This window comes from Nocardioides salarius (genome assembly GCF_016907435.1).
In the GTDB taxonomy this organism is placed as follows: domain Bacteria; phylum Actinomycetota; class Actinomycetes; order Propionibacteriales; family Nocardioidaceae; genus Nocardioides; species Nocardioides salarius.
The window spans coordinates 3,207,188-3,223,687 of the sequence record NZ_JAFBBZ010000001.1 but is presented as its reverse complement, the minus strand read 5'-3'; the positions used below and the strand labels follow the sequence as shown (position 1 = coordinate 3,223,687).

At 72.6% G+C, this 16,500-nt stretch carries 14 protein-coding genes; 5 read left to right on the top strand and 9 right to left on the bottom strand.

Annotated elements, in window-relative coordinates:
• Positions 1 to 14 precede the first annotated feature (14 nt).
• The 6 genes from JOE61_RS15500 to JOE61_RS15475 all read right to left on the bottom strand — a co-directional run bounded on the left by JOE61_RS15500 (position 15) and on the right by JOE61_RS15475 (position 8,660).
• Entirely contained in the window at positions 15 to 1,061 is a 1,047-nt protein-coding gene (locus tag JOE61_RS15500) for a BMP family lipoprotein (protein ID WP_193667057.1), read from the bottom strand.
• A gap of 173 nt (positions 1,062 to 1,234) precedes the next feature.
• Entirely contained in the window at positions 1,235 to 2,464 is a 1,230-nt protein-coding gene (locus JOE61_RS15495; RefSeq protein WP_193667056.1) for an amidohydrolase, read from the bottom strand.
• A gap of 61 nt (positions 2,465 to 2,525) precedes the next feature.
• Positions 2,526 to 3,626, bottom strand: a complete 1,101-nt coding sequence (locus JOE61_RS15490; RefSeq protein WP_193667055.1) for a ScyD/ScyE family protein — start codon at positions 3,624 to 3,626, stop codon at positions 2,526 to 2,528.
• A 110-nt stretch (positions 3,627 to 3,736) separates the two neighbouring features.
• Positions 3,737 to 4,726 carry a methylmalonyl Co-A mutase-associated GTPase MeaB gene (meaB, locus tag JOE61_RS15485; RefSeq protein WP_193667054.1) on the bottom strand — a complete coding sequence of 330 codons (990 nt, stop codon included), beginning with the start codon at positions 4,724 to 4,726 and terminating at the stop codon, positions 3,737 to 3,739.
• Positions 4,727 to 4,734: 8 nt separating this feature from the next.
• The gene (scpA, locus tag JOE61_RS15480) at positions 4,735 to 6,909 is read right to left on the bottom strand and encodes a methylmalonyl-CoA mutase (protein WP_193667053.1); all 2,175 of its coding nucleotides are present in this window, start codon (positions 6,907 to 6,909) and stop codon (positions 4,735 to 4,737) included.
• Positions 6,906 to 8,660 carry a methylmalonyl-CoA mutase family protein gene (locus tag JOE61_RS15475; protein ID WP_193667052.1) on the bottom strand — a complete coding sequence of 585 codons (1,755 nt, stop codon included), beginning with the start codon at positions 8,658 to 8,660 and terminating at the stop codon, positions 6,906 to 6,908. The genes scpA and JOE61_RS15475 overlap by 4 nt, the downstream gene beginning before the upstream one ends.
• A 283-nt stretch (positions 8,661 to 8,943) precedes the next feature.
• Here JOE61_RS15475 and JOE61_RS15470 point away from each other — a divergent pair, with 283 nt between their 5' ends.
• The 5 genes from JOE61_RS15470 to JOE61_RS15450 all read left to right on the top strand — a co-directional run bounded on the left by JOE61_RS15470 (position 8,944) and on the right by JOE61_RS15450 (position 14,642).
• A complete protein-coding gene (locus JOE61_RS15470) occupies positions 8,944 to 9,861 on the top strand; it encodes a hypothetical protein (protein ID WP_193667051.1) in 918 nt (305 codons plus the stop codon).
• Positions 9,862 to 10,000: 139 nt separating this feature from the next.
• Positions 10,001 to 11,068 carry a glycosyltransferase gene (locus tag JOE61_RS15465; RefSeq protein ID WP_193667050.1) on the top strand — a complete coding sequence of 356 codons (1,068 nt, stop codon included), beginning with the start codon at positions 10,001 to 10,003 and terminating at the stop codon, positions 11,066 to 11,068.
• An 85-nt stretch (positions 11,069 to 11,153) separates the two neighbouring features.
• Positions 11,154 to 11,861 carry a succinate dehydrogenase cytochrome b subunit gene (locus JOE61_RS15460; protein WP_307823047.1) on the top strand — a complete coding sequence of 236 codons (708 nt, stop codon included), beginning with the start codon at positions 11,154 to 11,156 and terminating at the stop codon, positions 11,859 to 11,861.
• A gap of 13 nt (positions 11,862 to 11,874) precedes the next feature.
• Positions 11,875 to 13,902 carry a fumarate reductase/succinate dehydrogenase flavoprotein subunit gene (locus JOE61_RS15455; protein WP_193667048.1) on the top strand — a complete coding sequence of 676 codons (2,028 nt, stop codon included), beginning with the start codon at positions 11,875 to 11,877 and terminating at the stop codon, positions 13,900 to 13,902.
• A complete protein-coding gene (locus JOE61_RS15450; RefSeq protein ID WP_193667047.1) occupies positions 13,899 to 14,642 on the top strand; it encodes a succinate dehydrogenase/fumarate reductase iron-sulfur subunit in 744 nt (247 codons plus the stop codon). Before JOE61_RS15455 ends, JOE61_RS15450 begins: the two co-directional genes overlap by 4 nt.
• A gap of 9 nt (positions 14,643 to 14,651) precedes the next feature.
• On the opposite strand, the gene JOE61_RS15445 is transcribed toward JOE61_RS15450, so the two are convergent.
• Genes JOE61_RS15445 through JOE61_RS15435 form a run of 3 tightly spaced genes read right to left on the bottom strand, consistent with a single transcriptional unit; the run spans position 14,652 to position 16,489 of the window.
• Entirely contained in the window at positions 14,652 to 14,927 is a 276-nt protein-coding gene (locus JOE61_RS15445; RefSeq protein ID WP_193667046.1) for an SCO4848 family membrane protein, read from the bottom strand.
• 2 nt (positions 14,928 to 14,929) lie between these two features.
• Positions 14,930 to 15,955, bottom strand: coding sequence for a YihY/virulence factor BrkB family protein (locus JOE61_RS15440; RefSeq protein ID WP_193667045.1), 1,026 nt, complete (start codon positions 15,953 to 15,955; stop codon positions 14,930 to 14,932).
• Between the two features lie 3 nt (positions 15,956 to 15,958).
• Positions 15,959 to 16,489, bottom strand: coding sequence for a 2'-5' RNA ligase family protein (locus JOE61_RS15435; RefSeq protein ID WP_193667044.1), 531 nt, complete (start codon positions 16,487 to 16,489; stop codon positions 15,959 to 15,961).
• Positions 16,490 to 16,500: the final 11 nt, after the last annotated feature.

The following is a 16,500-nucleotide window of genomic DNA, read 5'->3' as shown; positions in this document are numbered from 1 at the left end:
GGGTCAGGCGCAGGTCACGGGGTCGTGGAGACCGTGATCTCGCCGTCGATGATCTGCTGCTTGAACTCGTCGAGCTGGTCGGTGTACTCGTCCACGAAGCCACCGCTGGTGGAGTAGCCCACACCGTCGACCGCGAGGTCGTAGGTGGTGATGCCGGCCGGGAAGGTGCCGTCGTTGACCTCGGAGAGGTACTCGAAGACAGCGACGTTCACGTTCTTGAGCATCGAGGTCAGGATCGCGTCCTGCACCGAGGAGTCAGCGGTCTCGTACTGGTCGGAGTCGACGCCGATGGCCCAGTTGTCGGACTGCGACGCGGCCTCGAAGACACCGCCGCCGGAACCACCGGCGGCGTGGTAGACCACGTCGGCACCGTTGTCGAACATGCCCTGGGCGGCGGTCTTGCCCTTGGCCGGGTCGGCGAAGCCCGAGAAGTCGGGGGCCTGGGTCAGGTAGGTGACGTCGACCTGGATGTCGGGGTTGACGGCCTCGGCACCGGCCACGTAGCCGGCCTCGAACTTCTGGATGAGCGGGGTCTCGACGCCACCGATGAAGCCGACCTGGTCGGTCTCGCTCTCGAGGGCGGCGGCGGCACCGACGAGGAAGGAGCCCTGCTCCTCGGCGAAGACCAGGCTGGCGACGTTGTCGGCCTCGACGCTGGAGTCGTCGATGATGGCGAAGTGCACGTCGGGGTACTCCTCGGACACCTTGCCCACCGAGGGACCGTAGGCGAAGCCCACGGCGATGATCGGGTCGTAGCCGGCGTCGGCGAAGGTGCGCAGGCGCTCCTCGCGGGCCGCCTCGGCCTCGCCGTCCTCGGCCTCGGACTCCTGCGACTCCATGCCGAACTCCTCCATCGCCTGGTCGAGACCGGCGGCGGCGGAGTCGTTGAAGGACTGGTCGCCACGACCACCGACGTCGTAGGCCATGCCGACCTTGACGTCGCTGCTGGGGGCGTCGCCGCCGTCGGTGCCGGTCGACGACTCGGTGTCGTCGGAACCGCACGCGGACAGGGCAAGTGCGGCAACCATCGCCACCGCGGCAAAACGGGCCGTCTTCTTCACGGCATCCTCCTGAAGGGTTGATCACGCCGCCCCCTCACGCCAGGGGGCACATCGGGTCACCCTAGGACGCACGCACCCGCGCGGGGGTGGCGAACGGCCGTTCTTGTCCCTGTTGTTACCTGGCGGTGACCAAGGACCCCGCAGCCACGCCAACCTCCGCCAAGACCGACGCCTCAGCCTTGTCGAGAACCGCGCTTGCCCACCGTCTGCGCGCGCAGCGCCACCTCGGCGAGCAGCCGCGCGCCGATGGTGATGGCGCGCTCGTCGACGCGCAGGTCACCCTGGTGCAGGTCGTACGTCGCACCCCCGGGCGTGCGGGTGCCCAGGCGCATCATCGCGCCGGGCACCTCGTCGACGTACCAGCCGAAGTCCTCGCCCCCGAGGCTCTGCGGGGCCAGGACCCGGCCGTCGGGGCCGAGCACGGAGGCCACGGCGTCGCCGAGCAACTTGTGGGAGACCGCCTCGTTGACCACCGGCGGGACCCCGCGCACGTAGTCGACGTGGGCGGTGACGCCGTAGGGGCGCACGATCTCGTGCACCATCTCGCGCACCATCTTCTCGGCGTCGGCCCAGGCAGCGGCGTCGAGGATGCGCACCGTGCCCGACAGCAGGCCCCGCTCGGGGATCACGTTGGGGGCGCTGCCGGCCTCGATGCGGCCCCACACGACCGAGACGCCGGAGCGGGGGTCGAAGCGGCGCGAGAGGATCGCGGGCAGCTCGGTGGTGACCTTGGCCAGCGCGAAGGTCAGGTCGGCGGTCAGGTGGGGCCGCGAGGTGTGCCCGCCCGCGCCCTCGAAGCGCACGTCGACCTGGTCGGCCGCGCTGGTCATCGGGCCCAGGCGCAGGCCCACCTGGCCCACGTCGACGCCGGGGTCGCAGTGCAGCGCGAAGACGCGGTCGACCCCGTCGAGCAGGCCGAGCCCGATCAGGCGCAGGGCGCCCCCGGGCATCACCTCCTCGGCCGGCTGGAAGAACAGCCGCACCCGCCCGGTCAGCAACCCCTCCGCGTGGGCGCGCGCGATCGCGCCCGCGGCGCCGACCAGGGCCGTGGTGTGCACGTCGTGGCCGCAGGCGTGGGCCACACCGGGCACGGTGCTGCTCCACGGGTCGCCGGTGGTCTCCTGCACCGGCAGCGCGTCGATGTCGGCGCGCAGCCCCACGACCGGGCGCGCGCCCGGCTCCCCCAGGTCGGCGACCAGGCCCGAGCCGGCCAGCCGCTCGATGCGCCAGCCCAGGGCCTCGAGCCGCTCGGCGACCACCGCGGTGGTGCGGGTCTCCTGCCACGACAGCTCGGGGTGGGCGTGCAGGTCGCGGCGCAGCAGCGAGAGCGCCTCGGCACCCGACTCCACCTCGTCGCGGACGAGGTCGCGGAGCCGGGCGTCGGGGCGTGCGTCGCTGGACATCGGGCCCAGGTTAGTGCGCCGCGCCCGACCGCCCCGCTGCTGGCCCGCCGCTGGCCCGCCGCTAGGGCAGCGGGAAGCTGCGCACCGTGCCACCGGGGCGCTGCCCGGGAGCGGTGCCGACCAGCACGTCGGTGGTCGCCCACAGCCGGCCGCCGGCGATCTCGAGGTCACCGGGCATGCTCACGCGGCGCAGCGTGGTCGGTCTCGCCGTGCCGGCCGGGACCCGCACGATGCGACCGCCGAAGAGCTCGGCGACGTAGAGGTCGCCGTCGTCGGCCACGGCCAGCCCGGTCGCGCTCAGCAGGCCGCGCACGACCCGGGTGGTCGTGCCGGTGGCGGGGTCGACGCGGTGCACCGAGCCCAGGCGCCCGACGCTGCCGTCCTCGGGGCCACCGGGCAGCGAGGTCACGTAGAGCTGGCCGCCGGGGCCGACCTCCACGTCGGTGGGCACCGACTCGAAGCGGTAGCGCGAGCCGACCGTGCAGCCCGGCAGGCCCGTGGCGCGGGCGACCTTCTTGGTCACCTTCGCCACCGCCGGGGGCACGACCGCCACGGTGGAGACGTCGCCGTCACCGTCGATCGCCAGCACGGCGTTGGCGCCCGCGTCGGCGACGTACACCGTCTCGCCCACGCTGGTCGTCGCGAAGGGGTGGGTCTCGACGCGGCCGTCGTACGTCGCCGGGAGCAGGTCGTCGGGCAGCCGGGACTCGCACTTCTCGCCCAGGCCCTCGAAGCCGTAGGTCGTCGCCCCGTCGGGGTTGTGGCGGCGCTCGTGCCTGCCGAGGTCGGCGAGCCCGCGGTCGGTGCCGTCGCGCCGGACCTGGCGGACCTTGCCGACCTCGTTCTCTCCGCGCGAGACGGCGTACGTCACGACGCCGCGGCGCACCGAGACGGCCCCGACCTCGCCGCCGCGGGCGGCCGAGGCGATCACCCGCTGCTTGCCGCCCGGCGACTGACGGGTCAGCAGCCCGGCGAAGTTCTGGGAGACGTGGACGACCCCGCGGCCGCTGACGGCCAGGCTCAGGGGGGTCGTCAGGCCGTGCGCCTCCGGGCGGGCGGACGGGTCGGGGGCGGCCGCGGTCGCGGCGGGGACGAGCAGGGGGCCGGTGGCCAGCGCGCCGAGCGCCGGGACGAGCACGAGGGCCGAGACGAGACGGTGCATGGGGTTCCTCCACTGTCGGGTGGAGGGGGGCCCTCCACGCTCAAGGTCGACTCGATGGTGGACCTCGGCGGGCGCCTGGGCATGCCCAGTAGTGGTGAACCGGGGTTGCGCTACCTCGGGTCGGCGTCGTACGCCGCGAGCAGCCGGTCGGCCGCGACCGTGGCGGGCAGCTCGCCGGCGAGCACCGCGGCCCGGACCTCGTCGCGCACCCCGCGCACCCCCGGCGAGAGGCGCAGTCGCTGGTCGAGCTCGTCGCGCACCATCGCCCAGGTGAAGTCGAGCTGCTGCTCGGCGCGCTTGGCGAGCAGGCCCTCGTCGCCGAGGTGGTCGCGGTGGGCCAGCACCCGCTCCCACAGGTCGTCGACGCCGACGTCCTCCAGCGCCGAGCAGGTCACCACCGGCGGGGCCCACTCCCCCTTGCCGCGCACCATCCGCAGCGCGCCGGCCAGGTCGCGGGCCGCGGCGCGCGCCTCCTGGGCGCGGTCGCCGTCGGCCTTGTTGACCGCGATCACGTCGGCGATCTCGAGGATGCCCTTCTTGATGCCCTGCAGCTGGTCGCCGGTGCGGGCCAGGGTGAGGAACAGGAAGGTGTCGACCATGCCGGCCACGGTGACCTCGGACTGGCCGACGCCGACGGTCTCGACGAGCACGACGTCGTAGCCGGCGGCCTCGAGCACCGCCATCGCCTGCACGGTGGCACGGGCGACGCCGCCCAGGGTGCCGGCCGAGGGCGAGGGACGGATGAACGCGTCGGGGTCGGTGGCCAGGCGGCCCATCCGGGTCTTGTCGCCCAGCACCGAGCCACCGGTGCGCACGCTGGAGGGGTCGACGGCCAGCACGCCCACTCGGTGCCCGGCCGCGGTGAGCCGGGTGCCGAGCGCCTCGATGAAGGTGGACTTGCCGACCCCGGGCACGCCCGAGATCCCCACCCGCACCACGTCGCCGCCCCCCGACTCCTCGGCCAGGGCGGTGAGCAGCTCGCGCGCCTGCAGCCGGTGCTGCGGGCGCGAGGACTCCACCAGGGTGATGGCCTGCGACACCGCCGCCCGGCGCCCCTCGCGGATGCCGGCGACGAGCGCCGCGACGCGGTCCTCTGCCACGCCGCTCCTCAGTGGCCGAGCGCGTCGCGGAGCTTGGCCAGCAGCGACAGCGCCGACTCGGCGATGACGGTGCCGGGCAGGAACACCTCGGCGGCCCCCATCTCGCGCAGCGTCGGGACGTCGTCGGGCGGGATCACCCCGCCGATGACGACCATGATGTCGGGGCGGCCCTGCTCGGCCAGCGCCTCGCGCAGCGCCGGCAGCAGCGCGAGGTGGCCGGCGGCCAGCGAGCTGACGCCGACGATGTGCACGTCGGCGTCGACGGCCTGCTGGGCGACCTCCTCGGGCGTGGAGAACAGCGGCCCCACGTCGACGTCGAAGCCCATGTCGGCGAAGGCGGAGACGATCACCTTCTGGCCGCGGTCGTGGCCGTCCTGGCCCATCTTGGCGACCAGGATGCGCGGGCGCCGACCCTCGGCCTCCTCGAACTCCTCGGTGGCCTGGAGCACCTGAGTGACCAGGCTACCGCCCTCGCCGGCGTTGGCGGACTCGTCGCGGAACACGCCGCTGATCGTACGGATCACGGCCTGGTGGCGGCCGTAGACCTTCTCGAGGGCGTCGGAGATCTCGCCGACGGTCGCCTTGGCGCGGGCGGCGTCGACGGCCAGCGCGAGCAGGTTGCCCTCGAGCGAGCCCTGGCGCGGGCCCTGCTCGGCCGAGCGGGTCAGCGCCTCGAGGGCCGAGCGGACGTCGTCGTCGTTGCGCTCCGCGCGCAGCCGCTCGAGCTTGGCGACCTGCTGGCGGTAGACGTCGTCGTTGTCGACGCGCAGCACGTCGAGCTTGTCCTCGGCGGCCAGGCGGTAGGTGTTGACGCCGATGAGCTTCTGCGCGCCCGAGTCGAGGCGCGCCTGGGTGCGGGCGGCCGCCTCCTCGATGCGCATCTTGGGGATGCCCTGCTCGATGGCCTTGGCCATGCCGCCGGCCTTCTCCGCCTCCTGGATGTGCGCCCAGGCCCGCTCGGCCAGGTCGTGGGTCAGCCGCTCGACGTAGTACGAGCCGGCCCACGGGTCGATCGTGCCGGTGGTGCCGCTCTCCTGCTGCAGCAGCAGCTGGGTGTTGCGGGCGATGCGGGCCGAGAAGTCGGTCGGCAGCGCGATCGCCTCGTCGAGGGCGTTGGTGTGCAGCGACTGGGTGTGGCCCTGGGTGGAGGCCATCGCCTCGATGCAGGTGCGCTGGACGTTGTTGAAGACGTCCTGCGCGGTCAGGCTCCAGCCGGAGGTCTGCGAGTGGGTGCGCAGCGAGAGCGACTTGGGGTTCTGCGGGTCGAACTGGCGCACCAGCCGCGCCCACAGCGCCCGGGCCGCGCGCATCTTGGCGACCTCCATGTAGAAGTTCATCCCGATCGCCCAGAAGAACGACAGGCGCGGGGCGAACTGGTCGATGCTCATCCCGGTCTCCAGGCCGGCGCGGATGTACTCCACGCCGTCGGCCAGCGTGTAGGCCAGCTCGAGGTCGTTGGTCGCCCCGGCCTCCTGGATGTGGTAGCCGGAGATCGAGATCGAGTTGAAGCGCGGCATCTTCGCCGAGGTGTAGCTGAAGATGTCGGAGATGATCCGCATCGACGGCGCCGGCGGGTAGATGTAGGTGTTGCGGACCATGAACTCCTTGAGGATGTCGTTCTGGATGGTCCCCGCGAGCTGCTCCGGCGCCACCCCCTGCTCCTCGGCGGCGGCGATGTAGAGCGCCAGCACCGGCAGCACCGCGCCGTTCATGGTCATCGACACCGACATCTTGTCCAGCGGGATGCCGTCGAAGAGGGTGCGCGCGTCGTAGATCGAGTCGATCGCCACGCCGGCCATGCCGACGTCGCCGCGCACCCGCGGGTGGTCGGAGTCGTAGCCGCGGTGCGTGGCCAGGTCGAAGGCGACCGAGAGGCCCTTCTGGCCCGCGGCCAGGTTGCGCCGGTAGAACGCGTTGGACTCCTCGGCGGTGGAGAAGCCGGCGTACTGCCGGACGGTCCACGGCTGGGTGGTGTACATCGTCGGGTAGGGCCCACGCAGGAACGGGCTCAGGCCCGGCAGCGTGTCGAGCGCGTCGAGGCCGTCGAGGTCCTCGGGGCCGTAGGACGTCTTGATCTGGATGCCCTCGGGCGCGGTCCACAGGTCGTGGGCCGGGGTGCCGGTCGACGGCGCCGGGCCGTCGCCGACCAGGGGCAGGCCGCTGAAGGACTTCGGGATGCTCATGCCAGCGCCTCTCGGGTGCGGGTCAGGAAGGCAAGGGCGTCGACGCCCGTCGCGCAGGAGTCGTCGGCCCACTCGCGGGGCTTGCCGGCGACGACGACGCGGGTGGCGCCCGCGGCGCGCAGCGCCTCGGCCGCGGCCCGGCCCCACTCGTCGTACGCCGCGTCGGCACCGGCCAGGCAGACCACCGTGTGGCCGTCGTGGGCGGCCACGAGGTCGTCGGGCCCCTCGGTGGGGCCGGCCACGTCGACGGCCACGCCGCCGGCGGCCAGCAGGTTGGTGGCGAAGGTGGCGCGCGCGGTGTGCGCGGCGACCGGGCCCAGGGTGGCCAGCAGCACGCGGGCGGCCGGCGGCTCGTCGCGCATCGCCTCGAACGCCGCGCCGTAGGAGCGGACCCCGGCCCAGCCGTCGTACGGCTCGCGCTCGGGCAGCTCCTCGGCCAGGTTCGGGAACTCGGTGAGGCCGGTCAGCGGGCGCTCGCGGGTGGCGACCTGCTGGTCGCGCCGCTCGACGGTGCGCGCGACCATCTCGTCGAGCGCCTGCTCGTCGGGGCCGTCGGGGGTGTCGAGCCGCCCGAGCACCTCCCACGCCGCGACGGCCAGGTCGTCGGTGAGCTTCTCGACGGCGTACGAGCCGCCGGCGGGGTCGGCCACGTGGGCGACGTGCGCCTCGTCGACGAGCAGGTGCGAGGTGTTGCGCGCGATCCGGCGCCCGAACGCGTCGGGGCGCCCGAGGGGCGCGTCGAAGGGCAGCACGGTGACGGCGTCGGCGCCGCCCACGCCCGCGGCGAAGGCGGCCACGGTGGTGCGCAGCATGTTGACCCAGGGGTCGTAGCGGCTCATCATCGGCCGGCTGGTGACCGCGTGCACCCGCTGGGCGGCGCCGCTCGTGGCGCCGCTGAGCTCGAGCACCCGGGCCCAGAGCCGGCGGGCGGCGCGCAGCTTGGCGATCGAGGCGAACTGCTCGTCGGTGACGGCGTAGCGCAGCTCGACGAGGCCGGCGGCGTCGTCGACGTTCATGCCGGCCTCGGTGAGCACCCGCAGCACCCGGGCCGCGGCGGCCATCGACCAGCCCAGCTCCTGGGCGTCTGAGGCGCCGCGGTCGTGCACGGCGGTCGCGTCGACGACCACGCCGAGCACGCCGCGCTCGGCGGCGAGACGGGCCACGGCGACCAGGTCGTCGGCCGGGGCGGTGGCGCCGACCCCGAGGTTGGTGCCGGCGGGCAGGTCGGTGTCGCCGACGTGGGCCACGAACGCCTCGGCGACCGCGAGCGGGGCCGTCGGCGCGTCGAGGACGACGGGGGCCAGGTCGACCAGCACCCCGTCGAGCAGCACCCCCAGGTCGGTGTCGGCGTCGGCCTCGACCCACACCGAGGTGACCCCGCCCTCGAGGTCGACCAGCAGCGCCTCGTTGCCGGCCTTCTCCGGTCCGGCGGCCAGGTGGGCGCGCACGTCCCAGTCGCCGGCGCGGGCGGGCCGCCCGGCGGTGAGCAGGTCGTCGAGCAGCGAGGCGGTGCCCAGCGGGGTGACGGGGATGTCGTCGAGCGTGGTGCGCGTCAGCTTCTCCCAGACCAGCGAGTCGGGGTCCTCCTCGCGCATCCGGCGCGACTTGCGCAGCACCGCCGCCGCCGCCTGCTCCCAGTCGGCCGGTCGCCAGTCGTCGTCGGGTCCGAGCAGCTCCAGCGAGCCCTGCTCCGGCTCCAGGCCGGTGGGCTCGTCGAGTCCGCCCTCCACGGCACCTTCGGGTGAGGTCATGAGCCGAACCCTAGGAGCCCGGCGTGGCGTCGGCCACAGAGTGTGATGTTTTCCGCGCCGGCAGTCCACCGAGTGGTTGCGCCAGAGGCAGCTGGCCTCGCAGTGGTCACAGACGACATCCCAGGAGCACCGGTCATGGTCGTCCGTGACCACTCGGCTACACCAGCGTGCCCCCACCACCCGGTGAGCCACCATTTCTCCACGTACGCGCGGCGCGACCGGTCGATCCCCAGCGACAGGACCCGGGAAGGCGCCCGTCGTCGTTGCCGGGCAGCGTCAGGGCATGGACGAGGTGGTCGAGGTGCGCTTGGGCAGGACGCGGTCCAAGGAGTGGCAGCGGGTGGGCCAGGGGGTGCACCGTCGCGTCGCGAGCACGGCGCCGTACGCCGACCTGCACGCCTGGCAGCAGGTCCTCCCGTCGTCGGCCGTCTTCAGCCACCTCAGTGCCGCGCAGGTCCACGGCTGGTGGTTGCCTCCCCTTCCGGACGAGCTCCCGGTCTTCGTCGCCATGCCACGGTCTGCCCCCCGCGTTCGGCGCCCGGAGCTGGTGGTGACCCGCCACCCGGCACCTCCGACCTCGGTCACCATCGACGCTCTCCGGGTGACGTCGCCCGCTGAGACGCTGGCGTCCTGCGCCCGGGACCTCGGCGTGCTCGATCTCGTGGTCCTTCTCGACGCGGCGCTGCGAGCCGGCACGACCAGGGAGGAGATCCTCGCCGCAGCCCGGCGCCGGCGTGGCTCCCCCCGCCTCCTGCGGGCCCTCGATCTCGCAGACCCGGCGTCGGAGTCAGCGTGGGAGAGCTTGCTGCGAGTCCTGCACGTCGTGTGCGAGGTCCCTGTGGTCAGCCAGCACGAGGTGCGCGACGAGCACGGCGGGTTCGTCGCCCGCGGCGACCTCTGGGTGGTGGGCAGCCGCAGCCTGCAGGAGTACGACGGCGGCGTCCACCTCGAGGCGGGGCAGTACGCCGACGACCGACGCCGCGAGCGAAGGCTGGCTGACGTGGGCTGGCGGCGCAACGGCTACACGTCGGGCGACGTCCTGCACCGCGCCGTCAGCATCCTGCGCGCGGCGGACGAGGCGCTCGGACGTCAGCACGACCCCGAGCGGATCCGGGCCTGGCACGACCTGTTGAAGTGCTCCCTCTTCAGCGCGGCGGGCACTCGAGCGCTGGTCAAGACCTGGCGACCCGACCTCAGCTGACGCAGTGGTCACGAACGACAGTTCCGGGCCGGGCTCCCCTGTCGTTCGTGACCACTCGGACGCCACCGGCCACGTGGCGTTCGTCTGGTCGTCACCGCGGTGTGGCCGGGGGGCCCGGCGGGGGGTGGAGGGTGGCGGCGTGCGGATCCTGCTGGTGACCGAGACCTTCTTCCCGGCGAGCGACGCGACCACCACGACCGTCAAGGCGCTGGCCGACCGGTTGATCGACCGCGGCCACGAGGTGCGGTTCGTGGCGCCCGCGCCGGGGCTGCGCTGCTACCGGGGCAGCGCGGTGGTGCGGGTCAGCCCGCTGGCTCAGCCCGGCGCCCAGGTGCGCGCCGCCGTCGACGGCTTCGGTCCCGACGTCGTGGTCGCCACCAGCCCCGCCACCACCCCCGGTGGCCTGGGCCGCAAGGCGCTCAAGCACGCCCGCGCCGCGGGGGTGCGCACCGTGGTCCTGCAGCAGCAGCCGGTGCCCGACCTGGCGTGGGACTACTGGCGCACCCGGGTCGCCGACCGCGCCGACACAGTGGTGGTGACCGCGTCGTGGATGTCGGCGCGGCTGGAGTCGTTGGGCGTGCGCACGACCACCTGGCTCCCCGGCGTCGACACCGACGCGTTCACCCCGGCCCTGCGCGACGAGTGGCTGCACCGGCACTGGTCGCGGGCGTCGTCGAAGGACGGCCCGCTGGTGGTGGTCGGCTTCGTGGGCAGCCTGCACAAGCGTCACGGCGTACGACGGCTCGCGGCGCTGGCGCAGGTGCCCGGCATCCGGCCGGTCGTCATCGGCGATGGCCCGCAGCGCGAGTGGCTGCGCGGCCGGCTGCCCGGCGCCAAGCTCACCGGCACCCTGCCCACCGGCGACCTCGCGGTGGCGCTGGCCAGCACCGACCTGGTGGTCCACCCCGGCGAGGCGCAGACCTGCGCGCACGTGCTGCGCGAGGCCGCCGCCAGCGGGGTGCCGGTCGTGGCGCCGCGCGCCGGCGGTGCCCTCGAGGTGGTGCGCCACCTCGAGACGGGCCTGCTGCACGAGCCCGGCGACGCCCACGCCCTGGCCCGGGCGGTCGCGGCCGTGGCCGCCGACCCGCACCGCTCCCTGCTCGGCGCACGCGCCCGGGAGCTGGCCACGCAGCGCACCTGGGCGGTCGCCGTCGACGAGCTCGAGACGCTGCTCCGGCCCGGGGCCGGGGCCAGGACGGCGGGTTAGGGTACCCTCACCCAGCAGGGCGCAAGCCCCGAAGGGGCATTTGTCACACTCCCGGCGACCGAACGTCCGTGCGCCGAGAGGTAACGTGACCGCCGTGGCAACCTCGACTCTCGTCAGAGGAGCGCGCGCTTCGCGCTCGACGATCACCCTGAAGATCATGATGGCTGGCAGCGGAGCGCTGTTCATCCTCTACGTGCTCGCGCACATGTACGGCAACCTGAAGGCGTTCTCGGGAGAGAGCGCCTTCAACGAGTACGCCGAGCACCTGCGCGAGCTGGGCGAGCCGATGCTCCCCTACTCCGGCTTCCTGTGGCTGTTCCGCGCTGCGCTGATCATCGCGCTCGTGGTGCACGTCTACGCCGCGGTCGTGCTGTGGAAGCGCGCCCAGGCGGCCCGGCCGGTCAAGTACGAGGTGAGCAAGCGCCGCAACTCCTCCCTCTCCTCGCGCACCATGCGCTGGGGCGGGCTGACGCTGCTGCTCTTCCTGGTCTGGCACCTGCTGAACTTCACGATCGTCAAGGTCAACCCGACCGGTGGGGAGACCAACAACCCCTACCAGCTGATGGTCGACACCTTCGGCGTGTGGTGGATGACGCTGATCTACCTCGCCGCGATGGCCGCCCTCGGCCTGCACCTGCACCACGGCACCTTCAGCGCCGCCCAGACGCTCGGCTGGACCAACACCGCCGCGTCCCGCACCCGCGCCCGCACCGCCGGCTGGGTGCTCGCGGTCGTGGTCGCCGGCGGCTTCTCGCTGGTGCCCCTCTTCACGCTCTTCGGCGTCATCGACTAAGGGAGATCGACTCATGGCATCCACCGCAGACGTCAGCGGCCTGACCGTCCTCAACGGCCCTCCCGAGCAGCGCTCCGACGACGCCCACGGCTACTACACGCCGGCGCCCGAGAAGCTCGTCGACGCGAAGGCGCCCACCGGCCTGATCAAGGACCGCTGGACCACCCGCAAGATGGACAACCGGCTGGTCAACCCGGCCAACCGCCGCAAGCTCGACATCATCATCGTCGGCACCGGCCTGGCCGGCGGCGCCGCCGCGGCCACCCTCGGCGAGGCCGGCTACAACGTGAAGTCCTTCTGCTACCAGGACTCCCCGCGCCGGGCGCACTCGATCGCCGCCCAGGGCGGCATCAACGCGGCCAAGAACTACAAGGAGGACGGCGACTCCACCTACCGCCTCTTCTACGACACCGTGAAGGGCGGCGACTACCGCTCGCGGGAGTCGAACGTCTACCGCCTGGCCGAGGTCAGCGCCAACATCATCGACCAGTGCGTCGCCCAGGGCGTCCCCTTCGCCCGCGACTACGGCGGCCTGCTCGACAACCGCTCCTTCGGCGGCGTGCAGGTCTCGCGCACCTTCTACGCCCGCGGGCAGACCGGCCAGCAGCTGCTGATCGGCGCCTACCAGGCCATGGAGCGCCAGGTCGCGGCCGGCACCGTCACCCAGTACACCCGCCACGAGATGCTCGAGGTCATCGTCGTCGACGGCAAGGCGCGCGGGATCATCGCCCGCGACCTGGTCACCGGCGAGATCGAGACCCACCTGGCCGACGTGGTCGTGCTGGCCTCCGGCGGCTACGGCAACGTCTTCTACCTCTCCACCAACGCGATGGGCTCCAACGTCACCGCGTCGTGGCGCGCGCACCGCAAGGGCGCCTACATGGCCAACCCCTGCTACACGCAGATCCACCCCACGTGCATCCCGGTCTCCGGCGACCACCAGTCGAAGCTGACGCTGATGTCGGAGTCGCTGCGCAACGACGGCCGGATCTGGGTGCCGAAGAACAAGGAGGACTGCACCAAGGACCCGCGCGACATCCCCGAGGAGGACCGCGACTACTACCTGGAGCGGATCTACCCCTCGTTCGGCAACCTGGTGCCCCGCGACATCGCCTCGCGCCAGGCCAAGAACATGTGCGACGAGGGTCGCGGCGTGGGCCCGATGGTCGGCGACTTCCGTCGCGGCGTCTACCTCGACTTCGCCGACGCGATCGCCCGCCTGGGCGAGGACGCGGTGCGCGAGAAGTACGACAACCTCTTCGACATGTACGAGCGGATCACGGGTGAGAACCCCTACCAGGTCCCGATGCGGATCTACCCCGCCGTGCACTACGTCATGGGCGGCCTGTGGGTCGACTACGACCTGCAGTCCAACATCCCGGGCCTCTTCGTGACCGGCGAGGCGAACTTCTCCGACCACGGCGCCAACCGCCTCGGCGCCTCGGCGCTGATGCAGGGCCTGGCCGACGGCTACTTCGTGCTGCCGAACACCATCCGCGACTACCTCGCCGACGGCCCGTTCGAGCAGGTCGACGAGTCGCACCCGGCCGTGGTCGAGGCGCGCACCTCGGTGGAGGAGCGCATCGACAAGTTCCTCTCGATCGGCGGCTCCCGCTCGGCCGACTCCTTCCACAAGGAGCTCGGCAACATCATGTGGGAGTACTGCGGCATGGAGCGCTCCGAGGACGGTCTGCGCAAGGCCATCGACATGATCCGCGAGCTCAAGGCGGAGTTCTGGAGCAACCTGAAGGTGCTCGGCACCGCCGACTCCCTCAACCAGAGCCTCGAGAAGGCCGGTCGCGTCATCGACTTCATCGAGCTCGGTGAGCTGATGTGCATCGACGCGCTGAACCGCCGCGAGTCGTGCGGTGGCCACTTCCGCGCGGAGTCGCAGACCGAGGACGGCGAGGCGCTGCGCCACGACGAGGAGTTCGCCTACGTCGCGGCCTGGGAGTTCGGCGGCGAGGGCGGCCAGCCCGTGCTGCACAAGGAAGACCTGATCTACACCGCCATCGAGATGAAGCAGCGGAGCTACAAGTGAACCTCACTCTCAAGATCTGGCGTCAGAAGGACGCCCAGTCGTCCGGCTCGATGCAGTCGTACGCCGTCGAGGGCATCTCGGAGGACATGTCGTTCCTGGAGATGCTCGACACGCTCAACGAGCAGCTCAACGAGCGCGGCGAGGAGCCGGTCGCCTTCGACCACGACTGCCGCGAGGGCATCTGCGGGTCCTGTGACCTGATGATCAACGGCCAGGCGCACGGCCCGGAGGTCACCACGACCTGCCAGCTGCACATGCGCTCGTTCTCCGACGGCCAGACGATCACGATCGAGCCGTGGCGCGCGGGTGCGTTCCCGGTCGTCAAGGACCTGATCGTCGACCGCTCGGCCTTCGACCGGATCATCCAGTCCGGCGGCTACATCTCGGTCAACACCGGCTCGGCCCCCGAGGCCAACTCGGTGCCGGCCCCGCGTGACAAGGCCATGCGCGCCTTCAACGTCGCCACCTGCATCGGCTGCGGCGCCTGCGTCGCGGCCTGTCCCAACGGCTCGGCCTCGCTGTTCCTGGGTGCGAAGATCACCCACCTCGGCGAGCTCCCGCAGGGCCAGCCCGAGCGGATGGGCCGGGTGGCCAGCATGGTCGCCCAGCACGACGCCGAGGGCTTCGGCGGCTGCACCAACATCGGCGAGTGCACCGCCGCCTGCCCCAAGGAGATCCCGCTCGACGTGATCTCGCAGCTCAACAAGGACCTGCGCGACGCCCTGCGCGCGGGGTACTGAGCAGCAGCGCTACTCCTGACGCCCCGTCTGCCCGGCCTCGGCCGGGGAGGCGGGGCGTTCGGCGTCGCGGACCGCGCGCAGCACCCGCAGGCCCCACACGGTGAAGACGACGGCGAGCGCCACGTTGACCACGATCAGGCCGGTGTGGGCCACCCAGTAGCCGCCTGGGCGCTCCTCCCCCGCCGACCACGCGTTCCACAGGTTCCGCGCGAACATGGCCCAGCTGTAGTAGCCCCAGCCCGCGACGGCCAGCAGGAACCAGCCGTGCTTGCGCTCGAACCGCACGCTCAGCCCCTCCCGCGACCGCGAGGACGCCGCAGCAGCCCCCGCCGAGGACCTCGATGCGGATGCGCCGGGGCCGTGCTCGCGACCAGCACGGCCATCGCGTCCGGGCCGCTGGGCAGCGCCGGACCCTGCACGGGGGCGGGCTCGTCGTCTGGACGCAGCGCGCGGGCCTCGGGCGAGGTGTGCGCGAAGGCCGCGGCGTAGAGCACCACCCGGCTGAAGTAGTTGATCCACACCACCAGCACCAGCGCGATGCCGAAGGCCTGGAAGGCGGGCTGGCCCTGCGTGGCGGCGATCAGCTTGCTCGAGAGCTGCTTGAGCACCTCGAAGAGCACGGCGCCGAGCAGCGAGGCCCTGACGAGCGAGATCCGCGGGGCCCGCGGCTGCCCCAGCAGCCGGAACATGGTGAAGAACAGCAGCGCGTTGGCCATCAGGCCCAGCACCACGGTGATCAGCACGACGAGCCAGGCCAGCTCCTCGCCGAGCCCGACCCAGCCGAGGATCTCCTCGGAGAACGAGGCGACCAGCCCCGTCACCGCGACCGCCACCAGCAGCGTCAGCCCGATCACGGCCAGGGTCAGCAGGTCGCGCAGCTTGCCCATCACGAAGTTGGGGATCGCCTGCTCGGGCGGCTCGAAGACCGCGAAGAGCGCCAGGCGCAAGGCCGAGATCCAGCCCAGGCCCGAGTAGAGGACACCCAGGAAGCCGGCCACACCGGCGAGGCCGGTGAAGGTGCGGAAGTCCGCGAGCTCGAGCTGGCCCTCCGCGGTGCCGATGATGCCCGGGAAGAGGGACTGGATCGCCTCCACGAGCGTCTGGTTGGCATCGGGCCAGACCTCGGAGACCACGCCGACGACGAAGAAGGACAGCGCGAGGATCGGGAAGAACGACAGGAACGCGAAGTAGGTGATCGCGCCGGCGTGCTGGCTGGCCCGGGCCTCGCCGTAGTGCGCCTGCATCCGCACCAGGTGGTCGACGAGCGGGCGTTGCTCACGGACGTCGCTGGCCCGCTCCTTGAGGGAGGTCACGGCTCACTCCTGCCCGTGGGGGCTCTCGGCGAGCGGGAACTCACGTGTCGGCTGCCAGCCGTGGTGGTGGTCGTGGACGTAGAGGTGGAAGGCGTCGACGTCGAAGCGGCACTCGAAGCGGGCGAGGTCCTCGAAGACCTCGTCGAGCACCGGGTCGTCGAGCTCGTGGGCCACCGTCACGTGCGGGTGGTAGGGGAAGGAGAGCTCGATGTCGAGCGGGCCGCGGCGTACGGCGCCGGCCAGCTGCTCGCAGCCGGCGATGCCCTCGGCGACGGCCACGAAGACCACCGGCGAGACCGGGCGGAAGGTGCCGGTGCCGCGCAGCCGGACCACGAACGGGTCGACCACGGCCGCGGCCTGCGCCAGGTGCTGCTCGACGTCGGGCACCGCCTCGGCGTCGACCTCGGTCGGCGGGACGAGCGTGATGTGGGTCGGGATCTGGGTGGCGGTGGTGTCACCGATGGCGGTGCGGTAGTCCTGCAGCTCGCTCCCCCAGGGTTCGGGGATGGCGACGGCGACTCCGATCGTGACCACGCCTGCGACCC

Bases quoted from the DNA above. Each gene is read 5' to 3' on its own strand.
- JOE61_RS15475 (WP_193667052.1), bottom strand. From the start codon at position 8,660: ATGACCTCACCCGAAGGTGCCGTGGAGGGCGGACTCGACGAGCCCACC.
- JOE61_RS15470 (WP_193667051.1), top strand. From the start codon at position 8,944: ATGGACGAGGTGGTCGAGGTGCGCTTGGGCAGGACGCGGTCCAAGGAG.
- JOE61_RS15490 (WP_193667055.1), bottom strand. From the start codon at position 3,626: ATGCACCGTCTCGTCTCGGCCCTCGTGCTCGTCCCGGCGCTCGGCGCG.
- JOE61_RS15455 (WP_193667048.1), top strand. From the start codon at position 11,875: ATGGCATCCACCGCAGACGTCAGCGGCCTGACCGTCCTCAACGGCCCT.
- scpA (WP_193667053.1), bottom strand. From the start codon at position 6,909: ATGAGCATCCCGAAGTCCTTCAGCGGCCTGCCCCTGGTCGGCGACGGC.
- JOE61_RS15495 (WP_193667056.1), bottom strand. From the start codon at position 2,464: ATGTCCAGCGACGCACGCCCCGACGCCCGGCTCCGCGACCTCGTCCGC.